The sequence below is a fragment of the Amorphoplanes friuliensis DSM 7358 genome (genome assembly GCF_000494755.1).
Lineage (GTDB): Bacteria > Actinomycetota > Actinomycetes > Mycobacteriales > Micromonosporaceae > Actinoplanes > Actinoplanes friuliensis.
This window is the reverse complement of the sequence record NC_022657.1, coordinates 6,331,873-6,348,858: the sequence shown is the minus strand read 5'-3', so window position 1 is coordinate 6,348,858 and position 16,986 is coordinate 6,331,873. Positions and strand designations below refer to the sequence as shown.

Genomic DNA, 16,986 nt, shown 5'->3' with positions numbered 1-16,986 from the left:
GGCCTGCATGATCAAGCACATCGTGCTGTTCAAGTTCCGCGACGGCGTCGACTGGCCGGGCGCTCGACGCCGAGAAGGCCACCACCGGCACTTCCCGGAATCAGGAAATTCTGCCGATGCGGAAGTCGCACGCCGACCTTCTCATCGTCGACGGCCTGTAAGCGTCGCCGAGCAAATTGCGGGGGTATGCACTGGTAGGCTGCCACCGTGCACTTCGTGGGCGACCTTCCCCTGGCGGTGAACGACTACGGCGGCAGCGGCACTGACGTCCTGTTGATGCACGGCGGCGGACGCACCCACCACGACTGGGACGAGTTCGCCGGGCTGCTGCGTGACGGCGGGTTCCGGCCGGTGGCGATGGACCTGCGCGGACACGGCGAGAGCGGACCCGGCCGATGGTCGTGGGATGCCGCCGTCGCCGACGCGGAAGCCGTGGTCGCTGAGCTCGGGCTGCGGACGCCGGTGGTCGCCGGGCATTCCCTGGGCGGCATGGTGGCCGCGGTCTGGGCCACTCGCCACAGCGACTGTCCGCTCGCGATCAACGTGGACGGGCACGGCAATCCCACCCGCACCGACCAGCTGCTCGGGCTCACCGGTGAGGACGCTGAAGTTGCGCTGCGGCGGTTGCGCACCGACCTGGACGGCATGTCGAAAGGCATGTCGCCGGCACTGATCCAGATGATGGAGGAAGTCGATGCCCTCGACCTGCCTGCTGTCTACCGCCGGCGCCGCTGCCCGATGCTGGTCGTGAGCGGCTCGTTGACCGCCGAGTTCGCGCTGCTGTTCGACGAGCCGTCGGCGTCCGCGTGGCGAGCCGGACGGGACGGCATGCAGGCCCGGCTGAACGAGCTGGCCTGCGAGTCCGGCACCTTCACCCACGAGTCCCTGGAAACGGGCCACGACGCTCACCGCGAGGACCCTGAGGGCCTCGCCCTGTTGCTGATGGACCACCCCGCGCTGAGCATGACCTCCGGCGCCAGGTAGCGGCCATCCCGGACCTGTCGAGCCTCGGCCCGGCCGCTCTCGACGAGATCGACCGGGCCGGTTCGATGAAGCAGTCATGGGTCCCCGGAATTGAGCGTTCAGGGACATCATGAGGCTCAGTCGACGCGCTGGAGTTGGAAGCGTTGGTTGGGGCCGGTGCCCGGAGTCCACTGTGAGATGCGGGCGCCGTCGGTGGTGGCGGCCTGCCAGACGTCCATGGCCAGCCCGCTCTGGCGGTTGAGGAGCCTGACCACTCCGCCGCCCTGGTCCTCGACCCGCCACTGCTGGCTGGTGGTGTCGGCGTCCGGCTGCTGGGTGATGTCCGCGCCGGTGGTGGTGCCGGCGACCTGCAGGACCAGGCCGCTGTGACGGGCCCGGATCCGGTGGTAGCCGCCGTCCGAAGGCAGGAAGTCGAACTGCTGGTTGAGGGCGCCGCTGGTCTGCCACTGGATCAGCTGTGCGCCGGCGGTGGTCGACGTGCCGTTGATGTCCGCGGCCTTTCCGCTGTGCTGGGCGACCAGCCGGTAGTACACGCCGGTCACCACCGGCCCCGCCTGTGCGGCCGATGCCCGGTAGATGTGGCCGGCCTGGCCGGTGAACTGGACGAGGTCGGTCTCCAGCCGGGTCGGCTGCACCGCGACGCTGCTCGTTTCGTCGCGCAGGTCGAAGGTGCCGGTGAAGATGCGGTTGCGGACCCGGATCGTGCCGGTGCGGTCGGGTGTGATGGTGAGGTCGGTGCGGGTGGCACTCCAGGCGGCGCCGACCGTGTGCCCGCCGCGGCCGCGCAGACCGGTGAAGCTGCCGGCGGGCCAGGCCGGCGGTAGTGCGGGCAGCACGTGCAGTTCGCCGTTGTGGCTGTGCAGCAGCATTTCGGCGATTCCGGAGGTGGCGCCGAAGTTGCCGTCGATCTGGAACGGGGGGTGCAGGTCGAACATGTTGGGTGCGAGGCGGTCGGTGCGTACCAGGTCGCGCAGGAGTTTGTGGGCGCGGGCACCGTCCTCCAGGCGGGCCCAGAAGTTGATTTTCCAGGCCAGTGACCAGCCGGTGCCGTCGTCGCCGCGCAGTTCCAGGGTCTGGCGCGCGGCCTGGTACAGCTGGGGTGTCGTCCGCCGGGTGATCTGGTTGCTCGGGTGCAGGCCGTACAGGTGGGAGACGTGCCGGTGGTTGCGCTCGGTCTCCACCCAGTCGGCGAGCCACTCCTGGATGTTGCCGCGTGAGCCGACCCGGGTGGGCGCCAGCCGGTCGCGTGCCGCAAGGACCTGGGTGCGGAAGGTGGCGTCCACGCCGAGTACCTCGCCGGCGCGCGCGACGCCGGTGAACAGGTCGCGCAGGATCTGGTTGTCCATGGTCGGCCCGGCGCACACGCTGGCGTTCGGGTGGTGGGGCAGCTCGGGGGAGTTCGACGGGTTGGTGACCAGGTGTCCCAGGGCCGGGTGGGTCACCAGCGTGTCGAGGAAGAACTGTGCGGCGCCCTTCATCGCCGGATAGTTGGCGCGCAGGAAATCGAGGTCGCCGGTGAACAGGTGGTGGTCCCAGATCATCGTGGCGAGCCAGGCGCCACCGGTCTGCCACATGCCCCACAGCGCGCCGTCGACGACCGACGATCCGCGCCAGGCGTCGGTGTTGTGGTGGGTCACCCAGCCGCCGGCGCCGTACTGCACGGTGGCGGTGCGGGCCCCGGTCACCGTCAGATCCTTGATCATGTCGAAGACGGGCAGGAAACACTCGGAGAGGTTCGTCGTGTCGGCCGGCCAGTAGTTCATCGGCAGGTTCGCGTTGACGGTGTACTTGGAATCCCACGACGGGGCCATGTCCTGGTTCCAGATGCCCTGCAGATTGGCCGGCTGGCTGCCGGGCCGCGACGAGGCGATCAGCAGGTAGCGGCCGTACTGGAACAGCAGGGCCGACAACTGCGGGTCGGTGACGGTCGCATGCTGGGCGATCCGCACGTCGGTGGTCTGATCGGCCGCCGGCGTACGGCCCAGGTCGATCGTCACCCGGTTGAACAGCGCCTGGTGGTCGGCCACGTGCCGGGTCCGCAGCTGGTCGAAGCCCGAGGTACGGGCGGCGGCGAGGTGCCGCCGGGCGATGCCCTGGTAGTCACCGTTGACCGTGCGGTAGTTGACGTAGCTGGAGCCGATGGACACCAGCACGGTGACGCTGGTGGCTCCGGCGACCCGCAGGGTGCCGCCGGAGCTGCTGACCGTGCCCCCGGTGACGCTCGCGCCGGCCAGAGCCAGGAACCGGACCGAGCCGGCGACACCTTCCATGTCGCCGGAGATGCCGTCGAGGGCGATCGTCGCAGAGTCGGGACTGGACACGGTCGTGCGCTGCGGGCTGTCGAACGTGGCGGTGAAGGTGATCGCGCCGGCCCGGTCGGCCGTGAGCCGGATCGCCACCACCTGGTCCGGCGCGCTGGCGAACACCTCGCGCTGATACCGCACACCGTTGAGCACGTACGTGGTGGTCATCGTGGCGGTGGTCAGGTCCAGCGTCCGGTTGTACCCGGACGCGCCGGTGGCACTGCCGCAGGCGAGCCGCAGATTGCCGACCGGCTGGTAGGCCAGCTGCCCGGCGGGGCTGCCGAGCATCGTCTGGTTGATCAGATCCTGGGCCGGGACCCACTGGTCGGCGAAGACCCGTCGCCGGATCTCCGCGAGGTTGGCTGCACCCCGCGTGTTGGCCGAGTCGTAGGGCCCACCGGCCCACACGGTGTCCTCGTTGAGCTGGAGCCGTTCGGTGTCGATATTGCCGAACACCATGGCCCCGAGGCGCCCGTTGCCGATCGGCAGGGCGCGCAGCCAGTCCGTGCCCGCGGGCTCGTCGTACCAGAGCGCCAGGTCCCCGGCTGCCAGCACACCCGCCGGTGGCACCGCTCCGGCCCGCGCGGCCGCGGTCCACCCGGGCGGCAGCAGCGCCGCCCCGGCCCCGGCCATCCCGGCGGCGAGCAACTTGCGGCGTGTCAGGTCGGTCATGGCAGCGTCCAGCGCTGGTTGGCGGCGCCGTGGCAGGACCAGATGATCAGCTGTGTCCCGTCCGCGGAGCCCGCACCGTTGGCGTCCAGGCACTTGCCGGACTGCGGGTTGACCAGGGAGCCGTTGGAACCGGGGGTCCAGGTCTGGCCGCCGGAGCCGTTGCAGGTCGACAGCTGGACCAGTGCGCCGTTGGCGGTGCTGCCGCCGGCGACACCCATGCACTTGCCGAGCGAGCGCACGGTCCCGTTGACCGTCCACTGCTGGTGGGCGCTGCCGGTGCAACCCCACAGCTGGATCTTCGTACCGTCGGCGGAGCTCCCGCCGGCGACGTCGACGCACTTGCCGGCGGCGCCGGTGATCGGGCCGGTCCGGGGTGTGGTGCCCGCTGACTCCTTGATCCGGATGTTGCGGAACGACACGTCCTCGCCGGTGCCGTGGTTCTGGATGCCGATGTGGCCGGAGGTCAGCGAGCGTGCCGGGTCGGTGTTGGTGAAGTCGTTGATGGTGACGCCGTTCAGCAGGACCTGCAGTCGTTCCCCCTCGACCAGCAGCTCGAAGGTGTTCCACTCACCCGGTGGGTTCAGCGCCGCGTCACGGGCGGCGATGTCGGCCGATTTCGCCCCGTACACCGCGCCGGTGGTCCGGTCGGCCGTGTCGGTGGCGTCGATCTGCACCTCGTAGCCGTTCGCGAGGGCCGCAGCCGGGTCGCTGCCGGCCGGGAAGCCGATCACCACACCGGAGTTGTCGTCGCCGGGCATCATCCAGTCGAGCTTGAGCGAGTACGAGCGGAACTCCTTGGTGCTGTACCACAGCAGGCCCGGTCCACCGGAGGAGGTCAGCGTGGCGTTGCTGTTGCTGAAGCCGCCCGGCCCGGCCTGGGACCAGCCCGTGGTGGACCCGTTGTAGAGCGCGGTGTAGCCGTTCTCGGGCCGGCAGTCCGCCTTGGTACGGCCGGCCGCGTACCGGATCCCGCCGAGGACGAGGGCCCGGAAGCCGGGCTCGGTGTAATTGGCCTGGGTGTGGCCGGCCCCGGTGTAGAAGGACCGGCCGCCCTGCAGGGTCTTGCACCAGGTGTGCGGGTGGTCGCCGCCCATGGTGCCGCCGGAGTAACTCGACTCGTCCAGTGCGGTGAGCACCCGGGCCGAGGACCGGGGATTGGTCCGGAAGTTGTACCACTCGTCGGTCCGGGTCACCGTCGGCGCCAGTCCGGCGGTCGCCGCGTGCGCCCGGTCCTCCACCCGCGTGGTCGCCTGCTGGATCGCCGGGTGCGAGGCGAAATACGCCCCGACCAGTTGGCCGTAGAACGGCCAGTCGTACTCGGTGTCCGAGGCCGCGTGTACGCCGACGTAGCCGCCGCCGGCCCGGATGTAACTCTCGAAGGCGCTCTGCTGGGTGGTGTTCAGGACGTCGCCGGTCGTGTTGAGGAAGACGACGGCCTCGAACCGGGCCAGGTTGGCCGTACTGAACTGGCCGGCGTCCTCGGTCGCGGTGACCGTGAAGCTGTTGCCGGCTCCCAGGTCACGGATCAGCTGGATGCCGGCCGGGATCGAGTCGTGCCGGAAGCCGGCGGTCCTGGAGAAGACCAGGACGTCGTACGGCGCGTCGGCGGCCTGCGCCGGTGCAGCACCGAGACCGGCGAGGGTCAGCAGCACTGCTGCGGCCGCGCCCAGGAGTGTGCGGGGAAGTGCTCGCATGGCCGGGATTCCTCTCATGGCAGTGTCCAGCGCTGGTTGGTGCCGCCGTGGCAGGTCCAGATGATCAGCTGGGTGCCGTTGGTGGAGCTGCCGCCGTTGGCGTCCAGGCACTTGCCGGAGCCGGCGTTGACCAGTGATCCGTTGGCCCCGGCCGTCCAGTTCTGCGCGCCGGAGCCGGTGCAGGTCGAGAGCTGCACCAGGCTGCCGTCGGCCGTCGCGCCACCGGCCACGCCCATGCACTTGCCCAGCGCCCGCAGGGTGTTCGCGGTACGGGTCCACTGCTGGTTGGTGCCGGTGTTGCAGGTCCACAGCTGGACCTTGGTGCCGTCGGCGGAACTGCCGGCGTTGACGTCGACACACGAACCGTTCGCGCCGACGATCCGGCCGGTGCCGCCACCGCCCGTCGCTGCGCCGAGCGTGAACGCATCCACGTCGAACAGCGTTCCGGTGCCGCCCTGGAACGTCAGGTAGAGCGTGGTGGTGCCGGCCGGGGCCCCGGACAGGGCCGTCGACACCTCGGTGAAGGTTTCCCAGCTTCCGGTGACCGGCACCGTGACGGTTCCCAGGACGGTGCCGGTGGGCGATCCGGCGCGCACCGAGAGCGTGCCGCCGGCACCGCCCGAGGACACCCGGGCCGTGAACTGGTTCTCGTTCGCGAGCGCGTACCGCTGGAACGCGATCCAGTCGCCGTTCTGGATGTCGCCGACCGTCTGCCCGCCCTCTGCGGCCGCCTTGCTGAACAGCGAGGTGCCGGACTGGGTGCTGCGGTGCTCGGCCTGCCGGTGCCGCAGCTGGAGGATCTGCTGCTTGTGCGTGGTCAGCGCGGGCTGGCCGTTGGCGCCGAGATCGGTGTACTCCGCGTCGAACACCGCGTACAGGTTGGCCGCCGTGTCGTGCTCGCCGTCCACCGGGATCTGCAGCGTCCCCGAGCAGCCGGTGCTCGAGGTGATCGGATGCGCGTGGTCGTCGTGGCCGAGCAGGTAGCTCAGCTTCACCCGGCTGCAGTCGACCGTGCCGTCCTCGGGGTCCGACACCGTGATCGAGTACGGCACGCTGTCACCGAACTTGAAAGGTGCTCCGTCGGCCGGCGTGGTCAGCACGACCGTCGGGGCGGTGTTGCCGACCGTGACCGTCAGCGAAGCGGACGCGCTGAGACCGGTGGGGTCGGTCACCGTGAGTGTCACCGTGCGCTGGCCGCTGGCGGCGAAGGTGTGGCTGGGGTTGGCCGACGAGGACGTGCTTCCGTCACCGAAGTTCCAGGCGTAGCTCAGTGCCCCGCCTTCGGGATCCGCCGAGCCGCTCGAGGAGAAGGCGACGGTCAGCGGGGCGGCGCCGGAGGTCGGATTCGCGGCGGCGCGGGCGATCGGCGCCTGGTTGTTGCCGCCCTTGGTGTACTCGATGCGGTACAGGGCGGAACTCGCGTCGCCGCTGCCCCAGCCGGTGCCGTAGTCCAGGACGTACAGGGCTCCGTCGGGGCCGAAGGCGCTGTCCATGATCTGGGTGCCGCGCCAGGGGAAGTCGCTGATCTGCCCGGCGGAGCCGTCGGAGTTGACGTCGATGCTCTTGATCCAGCGCCGCCCGAACTCCATCGCGAAGTAGTGCGCGTCGAGGGTGGCCGGGAACTTGACCGTGGACGGGTTGGCCGCGTCGTAGCGGTACACCGCGCCACCCATCGGCGACTCCGAGCCGCAGCCGAACGCGGCCAGCGAGCAGTTGTCGTACTTGATCCAGGCCGGTCGCGCGGCTGGGAGGTTGGTCAGCCCCGTGTTACGCGGGGAGTTGTTGACCGGTGCGGCGCAGTTGAACCGGTTGCCCGACGGCCCGGACGGGAACGTGTAGTCCACATAGGTCTCGTTGGTCGTGTTCGAGCCGGTGCAGTACGGCCAGCCGTAGTTGCCGGCGGAGGTGATCCGGTTGAACTCCACCTGCCCCGCCGGTCCTCGCGTCGAGGTGGTCGTGCCGGCGTCGGGTCCGTAGTCGGCGACGTAGACCGCGCCGGTCGGCTTGTCGACGCTGAGCCGGAACGGGTTGCGCAGGCCCATCGCGTAGATCTCCGGCCGGGTCCGGGCGGTGCCGGGCGTGAACAGGTTGCCCGAGGGGATCGAGTACGTCGCGTCCGCGTTCACCTTGATCCGCAGCACCTTGCCGCGAAGGTCGTTGGTGTTGCCCGCGCTGCGCTGTGCGTCGTAGACGGGGTTGCGGTTGCTGCGCTCGTCGATGGGCGTGTAGCCACTGGAGTCGAACGGGTTCGAGTCGTCGCCCGTGGACAGGTACAGGTTGCCGGCTGCGTCGAAGTCGATGTCGCCGCCGACGTGGCAGCACATGCCACGACTGGTCGGCACTTCCAGGACGGTCGCCTGGCTGGCGGTGTTGAGGGTGTAGTCGGCGTTGAGCGTGAACCGGGACAGCCGGTTGACGCCGTTCCACGCGGAGAAGTCCGTGCCGGTGGCCGGCGCGTCACCGCCGGGGGTGGACAACGGCGGCGCGTAGAAGAGGTAGATGTACCGGTTGCCGGCAAAGCCGGGATCCACCCCCACGCCCTGCAGGCCTTCCTCGTCGTGGGTGTAGACCGCCAGGGTGCCGATCGTGTTGGTGACCCCGGCGGCGGTGGTCCGGCGCAGCACGCCGTTGCGGGCCGTGTGCAGAACCGAGCGGTCCGGCAGCACCGCCATCGACATCGGCTCGCCGAGCTCACCCACCCCGCGGGCCAGCTCGACCTGCTGGAAATCGGCCGCGTCGACCGGGTGGGCGGCCGCCGGCGATTCGGGGGCCAGGACGGTCGCCACCAGGCCGGCGGCCGTGAGAACGGCGGCCGCTGCCGCCGCCATCGCGCGTCTTCTCATGGATTGGTCACACCTTCGTCGTCAGCGTCATTTCGGACGCGGCGCTGGGCGCCGGCGGAATGGGTCATGCCGTCGAGATGCCGGACCGGCGATCGAGGGCTGTGGTGACTCTGGGTCACTCACGGCGGCAGTCCTCGTCAGCACTGCCGCATCGTGGTGCCGGAGTTGTGAACGTTCACATGACTTCGCCCAGAGGGCCCATTCATGTGATGTCATACGTTAGACACGAGATAGAAACAAGTCAATGCCGAGGAGGGGCGGGCCGGTCGTCTGGTGTGGAACTGCAGGTGGAGCCCACTTTGGTCAGCCTGCGTCGCCCGCTGCCCGCTCGTTCTCGTTCGTGCGGATCCCGCGATTTGGCACTGGTGATCGTAGAAATTCGTATGACGTCTGTTGTATAGATGGACTCCGATTCCCACCGAAGAGGAGCGTCATGATCCGACAGCGAGTGACGGGTTTCCGCGCGGCCTGGGTGATCCGCGCCGTGGTGGCGCTGGCGGCGATCCCGCTGGCCCTGGTGGTCGCGGCGCCGAGCGCGTCGGCGGCGACGAATCAGTTCCGGGGGGTCAACTGGGCCCGCGCCGGCGACAACTTCACCGGGGAACCGCTGGTGCTGTACGGGCTGAGCGGCAGCGACAGCTACACCACCGTCCGTGCCAAGGCGGACGCCGTTCTGGCCGGCTTCGAGCGCAACCTCGGCGCCAACACCGTCCGGCTGCCGATCAACACCGCTTCGGTCGGTACGGCGTGGTGGAGTTCCTACACCGGTGTCATCGACTCGGCGACCGCCCGCGGCATGAAGGTCATCCTGTCGTTCTGGGACGACGGCCGGGCTGCCTCCGGTGGCCGGGTCACCGACACCGCCGCCTTCAACACGATGTGGAACACCGTCGTGGCCAAGTACGGCGCCAACTCGCTGGTCTACTTCGAGCCGATGAACGAACCGGCCGGATATAGCGCGGCGGACTGGAAGAACGTGGCCGCCGCGTGGCTCGCCGCGCGACCGTCGGTGCCCCGCAACCGCGTGTTCATCAGCGGATCCGGGCTGAACCAGGACATCAGGACGATGTGCGCCGACAGCCGCTTCGACGGGACGTACCTGTCGCTGCACCACTACACGTTCTTCAGTGGCGCGAAGACCTACGACGGATGGGTGAATTTCCTGCGCGAGGCTCTGGGCACCTGCGCCGACCGCACCGTCATCGACGAGTTCGGTGCCCCCATGGACACCGGCCTGAACTACGACGACGCCGGCAGCACCGACAACTTCGTCCGTTACTTCCGGGCCACCACCCAGGTGCTCCGCGAGCTCGGCATGGGCTCGGTCTACTGGCCCGGCCTCGGCGGCAAGATCACCGCCGGGCAGAACGACGACTGGTACGCCATGCAGAAGCTGCAGGGCAGCGGTACGAACCTGACCCTGACCACACCGAACGCCTCGGGTGCCGGGCGGCTGCGGTACAGCTGGGGCCTGACCGGCACCGATCCGGTGCCCGGCAACCGGCTGCGCAACAGCGGCTCGGGCCGGTGCCTCGACGTCCCGGGCGCCGTCACCGTCAACAACACCCAGGTCGCCATCTACGACTGCGGCACGGGTACGAACCAGCAGTGGACCGGCACGTCGGCCCGGGAACTGCGGGTCTACGGCACCAAGTGCCTCGACGCCCGTGGCCGGGGAACCGCCAACGGCACGGCGGTGGTCATCTACGACTGCACCGGCGGCACCAACCAGCAGTGGAACGTCAACGCCAACGGCACCATCACCGGTGTGGCCTCCGGGCGCTGCCTCGACGTGACGCAGAACGGCACCGCGAACGGCAGCCGCATGCAGCTGTGGGACTGCACGGGTGAAGCCAACCAATCGTGGTCCCGCGCCTGATCCACAACACCGGAAAACGAAAAGTGTTATGTGGTGAGCGGCTTCCGAGTCGCCGATAAATGAGTCGGTCGAATGGCGCTTGTCCGGCGTGAAGCCCCCTTGAGCTGTCCGAAACAATCTGGCAATATTGGCGAATCTGAATGGGACGTCGTCCCTTTTCCCTCGGCATTGAACGGACCCTGACGTCTACGCCGCGTTGTTAACGTTCACATGAATGGAGCGCACGATGAGGACCAACGGTGAGGCTCCGCGGCGGCGACGCCTGCTGCAAGCCGTCCTGACGGTGATGACCGTGCTGGCCGGGGGATTCGGTGTTGCGGTCACCGCAACGGAAGCCGGCGCGGCCACGATCGACACCGGTGCGTCGTACGTGCTGGTGAACCGCAACAGTGGCAAGGCTCTGGACGTCTACAACCTGGCCACCACCGACGGCGCCCGGATCACCCAGTGGTCCCGCAACGACGGCGCGCAGCAGCAGTGGCAGTTCGTCGACTCCGGCGGTGGCTTCTACCGGTTGAGATCGAAGCTGTCGGGCAAGGTCCTCGACGTCGCCAACCGCTCGACCGCTGACGGCGCCGCTGTCGTGCAGTGGGCGGACGGCAACGGCACGAATCAGCAGTTCAGCGTTCAGGACATCGACGGCTACATCCAGCTGATCAACCGCAACAGCGGCAAGGCCCTGGAGGTGCAGGGCGCGTCGACCGCCGACGGCGGCAACATCGTCCAGTACGCCGACTGGAACGGCACCAACCAGCAGTGGCAGCTGGTCCCGGTCGGCGGCACGCCGACCGGTGGGACCTTCACCAATCCGGTGGTGTGGCAGGACTTCGCCGACGGCGACATCATCCGGGTCGGCGACGTGTACTACTACTCCGCCTCGACGATGCACTACTCCCCAGGCGCCCCGGTCCTGCGTTCCTACGACCTGGTGAACTGGGAGTACGCCGGGCATTCGGTGCCACGGCTGGACTTCGACTCCAACGCCTACGACCTCAACGGCGGACGCGCCTACGTCAAAGGCATCTGGGCATCAGCGTTCAACTACCGGCCCAGCAACAGCACCTACTACTGGCTGGGCTGCACCGAGTTCAACCGCACCTACGTCTACACCTCCGCCAACGCCGGTAGTGGGTGGGGCAAGAAGGCCCGGATCAACAAGTGCTACTACGACGCCGGGCTGATGTTCGACAACGACACCCCCTACGTCGCCTACGGCAACGGCACCATCAGCGTCGCCCAACTGTCGTCGGACCTGACCTCCGAAGTCCGCTCGCAGACCGTGTACCAGACCCCGTCGAGCATCGGCACCCTCGAGGGCGCCCGGATGTACAAGCGGGGGAACTACTACTACATCTGGCTCACCCGCCCTGCGAACGGCCAGTACGTGCTGCGCTCGACCAGCCCCTGGGGCCCGTACGAGCAGAAACAGGTCCTGTTGAACCTGCCCGGACCGATCTCCGGGGGTGGGGTCCCGCACCAGGGCGGTCTGGTGCAGACGCAGAACGGTGAGTGGTGGTACATGGCCTTCACCGACGCGTACCCGGGTGGGCGGATGCCGACGCTGGCCCCGATCACCTGGAGTGCTGACGGCTGGCCGGTGCTGCAGACCGTCAACGGCCGGTGGGGCGCCTCGTATCCGCGCCCGAATCTGCCCTGGCACCCCGTCACCTCGATGACCGGAACCGACACCTTCACCGGCACCACCCTCGGACCGCGGTGGGAGTGGAACCACAACCCGGACAACAGCAAGTGGTCGGCCGGCAGCGGCCTGCGCCTGTCGACCGCGACCGTCACCAACGACCTCTACGCCGCCCGCAACACCCTGACTCACCGCATCCAGGGACCGTCGTCGACCGCGACGATCGAGCTCGACTACTCGCCCATGGCCAACGGCGACCGGACCGGGCTGGCCATGCTGCGTGACTCCTCGGCCTGGATCGGCGTCAAACGCGACAACGGCGCCACCCGGGTGACCATGGTCAACGGGCTCACCATGGACGGCAGCTGGAACACCACCGGCACCGGGACCGAAGTGGCCGGAGCCGCTGTCTCCGGCGGCCGGATCTGGCTGCGGGCCAGTGCCGACATCCGGCCCGGGTCCGGCCGGCAGGCCACCTTCTCGTACAGCACCGACGGCGTCACCTTCACCGCCCTCGGCCCGGCGTTCACCCTCAACAACGCGTGGCAGTTCTTCATGGGCTACCGCTTCGGCCTCTTCAACTACGCCACCCAGGCCCTCGGCGGCGCCGTCACCGTCCGCAGCTTCGCCCTGACCACCCCCTGACCCCTTCCCCCGTACGCGACAAGGAGTCCCCGTGCATCCCCACCCAATCGGGCGTCCGGCCCTGGCCCGGCCACGGCGTGCGGTCGCCGTGATCGCCGCTCTGCTGCTGGCAGTCACCCTGATGCCACTGCTCGGCGGGCCGGCCCGGGCCGACAACCCGATCGTGCAGACCATCTACACCGCCGACCCCGCGCCGCTGGTGCACAACGGCCGGGTCTACCTCTACACCGGTCGCGACGAGGACAACTCGACCTACTTCACCATGAAGGAGTGGCGGGTCTGGTCGTCCGCCGACATGGTCAACTGGACCGACCACGGCTCGCCGCTCAACCTGGCCAGCTTCAGCTGGGCCAGCAGCAACGCCTGGGCCGGACAGGCGGTCGAACGCAACGGCAAGTTCTACTGGTACGTGCCGATGACCGCCCGGGCCACCGGGCGGATGTCCATCGGTGTCGCCGTCGCGGACAGCCCGACCGGTCCGTTCCGCGACGCTCTGGGCCACCCGCTGGTGGAGAACAACGAGATCGACCCGACGGTCTTCATCGACAGCGACGGCCAGGCCTACCTCTACTGGGGTAACCCCAACCTGACCTACGTCAAGCTCAACGCCGACATGATCTCGTACTCCGGCAGCCCGACCCGGATCCCGCTGACCACCGCCGGTTTCGGCACCCGCACCGGTGACGCCAACCGCCCGACCCTGTACGAGGAAGGCCCCTGGGTCTACAAGCGCGGCGGCACCTACTACATGGTCTATGCCGCGAAATGCTGCTCGGAGTTCATCGCCTACTCGACGGCTCCCGGACCGCTCGGGCCCTGGACCTATCGCGGCACGGTGATGCCCACGCAGGGCGGCAGCTTCACCAACCATCCGGGCATCGTCGACTTCAACGGAAGCTCGTACTTCTTCTACCACAACGGCGCTCTGCCCGGCGGCGGCGGTTTCACCCGCTCGGTGGCCGTGGAGAAGTTCTCCTACAACGCCGACGGCAGCATCCCGACGATCACCATGACCACCGCCGGTGCGCCCCAGGTGGGCACCCTCAACCCGTTCGTGCGCCAGGAGGCCGAGACGATCGCCACCGAGGCCGGCGTCGAGACCGAAGCCTCGTCCGAGGGCGGCATGAACGTCGCCAACATCGAGAACGGCGATCACGTCAGGGTCAAGGGTGTCGCCTTCGGCAGCGGCGCCACATCGTTCACCGCCCGGGTCGCGTCGGCCACCAGCGGTGGGCGGATCGAGGTACGCACCGGCAGCCCCACCGGTGCGCTGGCGGGCACCTGCACGGTTCCCGGCACCGGTGGCTGGCAGGCCTGGACCTCGGTCTCCTGTCCCGTCAGCGGCCTGAGCGGCACGAAGGACCTGTACCTGCGGTTCACCGGTGGCAGCGGCTTCCTGCTCAACGTGAACTGGTGGCAGTTCACCGGCGCCGCCACCGGCGGGAACCTGCTCACCAACGCGGGCATGGAGGACGGAACCAGCGGCTGGCTGGTCAACGGCAGCGGCACGCTGTCCACCGTCACCGACGTCGTGCGCAGCGGCTCCCGGGCGCTCGCCGGCACCGGTCGTACGGGTGCCTGGAACGGCCCTGGCCAGGACGTGACGTCCCGGATGACCAACGGCAAGTCGTACTCCACCAGCGTGTGGGTCCGCACGCCGAGCGGCAGTCCGGCCGCGAAGGCCACCCTGGCGCTGACGGCCAACGGCACCACCAGCTATCTCCAGCTCACGCCGACCGCGACGGTGAACGCGTCGGGCTGGACCCAGGTGTCCGGCACGGCCACCGTCTCGTGGAGCGGGACGCTGACCCGGGCGATCTTCTACGTGGAGACCGCCGCCGGCACCGACAACCTCTACCTCGACGACGCCTCCTTCCAATGACCACGCCCCGACCCTCGAGGAGGGCCCCATGCCGGTGACCAAGTCGTCCCTGTTCCGCAAGAAAGTGCTGACCGCAGCGGCTGCGGCGGTCGTGGCCGCCGCGGTGGGAGTGGTGACCGCGGCGTCACCCGCTCAGGCCGCGACCACAACCATCTACGCTTCGCCGTCCGGCACCGGCAGCGCCTGTTCCAGCGCCCAGCCGTGCTCGCTGGCCGGTGCGCAGGCGGCCGTGCGGTCGTTGAACGACTCGATGTCCGGTGACATCGTGGTGCAGCTGGCCGACGGCGTGTACCGGCTGTCGGCCCCGTTCCGGCTGACCGCCGAGGATTCCGGCAGCAACGGCTACCGGGTGGTGTGGCAGGCGGCGCCGTCGGCCCGCCCGGCGATCAGCGGCTCCCGGGCGGTCACCGGATGGACCCAGGCCGACGCCGGCCGCAACATCTGGCGGGCCGACGTAGGAGCCGGGACCGACACCCGTCAGCTCTACGTCAACGGGGCTGTCGCCACCCGGGCCCGCACGGCGGTGAACCGGTCGGACTTCACCGTCACCACGACCGGCCTGCGGTTCAGCAACGGTGCTCTGAGCTATCTGAACAACCTGGCCGATCAGAGCCGGATCCAGATGGAGAGCATCGGATCGTTCACCGACCGGTACGCCTCGGTGCAGAGCATCAGCGGCAACGTCATCACGATGCAGCAGCCGAGCTGGAACAACAACACCTTCGGCTACGACACGTTCTCCAGCCCGCACCGCGCCGGTCCGCTGTACCTCACCAACGCCTACGAGCTCCTGGACTCACCCGGCGAGTGGTACCTCAACCGCGGCACCGGCGCGCTCTACTACATCCCCGCGGCCGGTCAGAACATGAGCAGCATCAGCGTGGAGCTGCCGACGCTGCAGTCGCTGGTGAACGTGGGCGGCACCTACGACTCACCCGCACACCACCTGACGTTCAGCGGGATCACCTTCACCGGCACCAGCTGGCTGGGTGCCAGCAGCAACCAGGGGTACGCCGACCAGCAGACCGGGGCGTACGTCACCGGCAACTGGAACTGGCCGGCGCTGAGTGCCTGCCAGGAGGGCTGTACGCAGTTCGAGGCCACCCGGCCGAACTGGAACCAGATGCCCGCCGCCGTTCAGGTCTCGGCGGCCGACTCCATCACCTTCAGCGGTTCGCAGTTCGTCAACCTCGGGCAGACGGCCATCGGCATCGGCAACGACGCCAACGCGCACGCCAGTGGGGTCGGGCTGGGCGCCAGCAACATCACGGTCACCGGTTCGGAGATCGCCCGCAGCTCGGCCGGCGGCATCGTGGCGGGCGGCGTACGCGCCGACGCGCACCACCCCAGCGACCAGCGGATGGTCAACCGCAACATCACGATCAGCAACAACCGCATCCACGACCTCGGGGTCGAGTACCGCGGGAACGTGTCGGTGCTGACGACCTACGTCACCACCGCCACGGTGTCGCACAACGAGGTCTACAACATGCCGTACTCCGGTATGTCGATCGGCTACGGCTGGGGTTCGAACGAGCCCGGCGGCAGCACCCAGTACACCAACCGGGGCCTGTACAACTACCAGCCGCGGTACACCACGCCCACCACCGCCTCCAACAACCGGCTCATCGGCAACTACATCCACGACGTGATGCAGCAGACGACCGACGGCGGGTGCATCTACACGCTGTCGTGGAACCCGGGCGCGCAGATCAGCGGGAACTACTGCCTGCGGACCAACGGCTGGTTCGGGCTCTACTTCGACGAGGGCTCCAAGTACTACACCGCCAGTGGCAACGTCTTCTCGTCCATCGGCACCTGGGCCACCGCCAACTACTGGGGCGGGGAGAACATGGGCAACTTCACCGTCACCGGGAACTGGACGAGCAACAGCGCCACCAACGTGACCAACGGCGATCGCGGCAACGTCGTGAACACCAACACCACCGTGACCAACGGGAGCTGGCCGTCCGGTGCCCAGGCCGTGATGGCGGCGGCCGGACCACAGACCGGTGGCACGCCCGCCACCCGGCTGGTCGGTACGCAGTCCGGCCGGTGTGCCGACGTGCCGAACAGCGTCACGACCAACGGCACCCAGACGCAACTGTGGGACTGCTCCGGCGCCGGCAACCAGAACTGGACCTACACCTCCGGTAAGCAGCTGAGCATCTACGGCGGCACCAAGTGCCTCGACGCCAACGGCCAGGGCACCAGCAACGGCACCACGGCGATCATCTGGGACTGCTCCGGACAGGCCAACCAGCAGTGGAACGTCAACGCCAACGGCACCATCACCGGTGTCCAGTCCGGGCTCTGCCTGGATGCCGTCGGCGCGAACACCGCCAACGGCACCAAGCTCGACCTCTGGTCCTGCAACGGCGGAGCCAACCAGCAGTGGTCACTGCGCTGAGCAGCTGACCGGCCGGCGGCTGGTTCGGACGATTC

The 16,986-nt window shown here is 68.9% G+C and carries 8 protein-coding genes; 5 read left to right on the top strand and 3 right to left on the bottom strand.

The annotated features are described in order from the left end of the window. Positions 1 to 216 precede the first annotated feature (216 nt). On the top strand, positions 217 to 984 hold the full coding sequence (locus AFR_RS44085) for an alpha/beta fold hydrolase (protein WP_148308089.1): 768 nt from the start codon (positions 217 to 219) through the stop codon (positions 982 to 984). Between the two features lie 116 nt (positions 985 to 1,100). On the opposite strand, the gene AFR_RS29330 is transcribed toward AFR_RS44085, so the two are convergent. Genes AFR_RS29330 through AFR_RS29320 form a run of 3 tightly spaced genes read right to left on the bottom strand, consistent with a single transcriptional unit; the run spans position 1,101 to position 8,496 of the window. Further along, positions 1,101 to 3,959: a glycosyl hydrolase family 95 catalytic domain-containing protein gene (locus AFR_RS29330; protein ID WP_023560440.1), complete on the bottom strand. Its 2,859-nt coding sequence runs from the start codon at positions 3,957 to 3,959 to the stop codon at positions 1,101 to 1,103. Further along, the gene (locus tag AFR_RS29325) at positions 3,956 to 5,653 is read right to left on the bottom strand and encodes a ThuA domain-containing protein (protein ID WP_023560439.1); all 1,698 of its coding nucleotides are present in this window, start codon (positions 5,651 to 5,653) and stop codon (positions 3,956 to 3,958) included. Before AFR_RS29325 ends, AFR_RS29330 begins: the two co-directional genes overlap by 4 nt. 14 nt (positions 5,654 to 5,667) lie before the next feature. Further along, positions 5,668 to 8,496: a PQQ-dependent sugar dehydrogenase gene (locus tag AFR_RS29320; protein WP_041841231.1), complete on the bottom strand. Its 2,829-nt coding sequence runs from the start codon at positions 8,494 to 8,496 to the stop codon at positions 5,668 to 5,670. Positions 8,497 to 8,929: 433 nt separating this feature from the next. On the opposite strand from AFR_RS29320, the gene AFR_RS29315 reads away from it, so the two are divergent. The 4 genes from AFR_RS29315 to AFR_RS29300 all read left to right on the top strand — a co-directional run bounded on the left by AFR_RS29315 (position 8,930) and on the right by AFR_RS29300 (position 16,951). Continuing rightward, positions 8,930 to 10,375, top strand: a complete 1,446-nt coding sequence (locus tag AFR_RS29315) for a ricin-type beta-trefoil lectin domain protein (RefSeq protein ID WP_041841230.1) — start codon at positions 8,930 to 8,932, stop codon at positions 10,373 to 10,375. 226 nt (positions 10,376 to 10,601) lie between these two features. Beyond that, positions 10,602 to 12,659, top strand: coding sequence for a family 43 glycosylhydrolase (locus tag AFR_RS29310; RefSeq protein WP_041842881.1), 2,058 nt, complete (start codon positions 10,602 to 10,604; stop codon positions 12,657 to 12,659). 31 nt (positions 12,660 to 12,690) lie between these two features. Then, entirely contained in the window at positions 12,691 to 14,541 is a 1,851-nt protein-coding gene (locus AFR_RS29305; RefSeq protein WP_023560435.1) for a family 43 glycosylhydrolase, read from the top strand. A 28-nt stretch (positions 14,542 to 14,569) separates the two neighbouring features. Further along, complete coding sequence (locus AFR_RS29300) at positions 14,570 to 16,951, top strand: ricin-type beta-trefoil lectin domain protein (RefSeq protein WP_023560434.1); 2,382 nt, start codon at positions 14,570 to 14,572, stop codon at positions 16,949 to 16,951. Positions 16,952 to 16,986: the final 35 nt, after the last annotated feature.

What these genes read in the sequence shown, in the direction of transcription:
- AFR_RS29330 (WP_023560440.1), bottom strand. Translation starts at nt 3,959, where the DNA reads ATGACCGACCTGACACGCCGCAAGTTGCTCGCCGCCGGGATGGCCGGG.
- AFR_RS29325 (WP_023560439.1), bottom strand. Translation starts at nt 5,653, where the DNA reads ATGCGAGCACTTCCCCGCACACTCCTGGGCGCGGCCGCAGCAGTGCTG.
- AFR_RS29320 (WP_041841231.1), bottom strand. Translation starts at nt 8,496, where the DNA reads ATGAGAAGACGCGCGATGGCGGCGGCAGCGGCCGCCGTTCTCACGGCC.
- AFR_RS29315 (WP_041841230.1), top strand. Translation starts at nt 8,930, where the DNA reads ATGATCCGACAGCGAGTGACGGGTTTCCGCGCGGCCTGGGTGATCCGC.
- AFR_RS29310 (WP_041842881.1), top strand. Translation starts at nt 10,602, where the DNA reads ATGAGGACCAACGGTGAGGCTCCGCGGCGGCGACGCCTGCTGCAAGCC.
- AFR_RS29300 (WP_023560434.1), top strand. Translation starts at nt 14,570, where the DNA reads ATGCCGGTGACCAAGTCGTCCCTGTTCCGCAAGAAAGTGCTGACCGCA.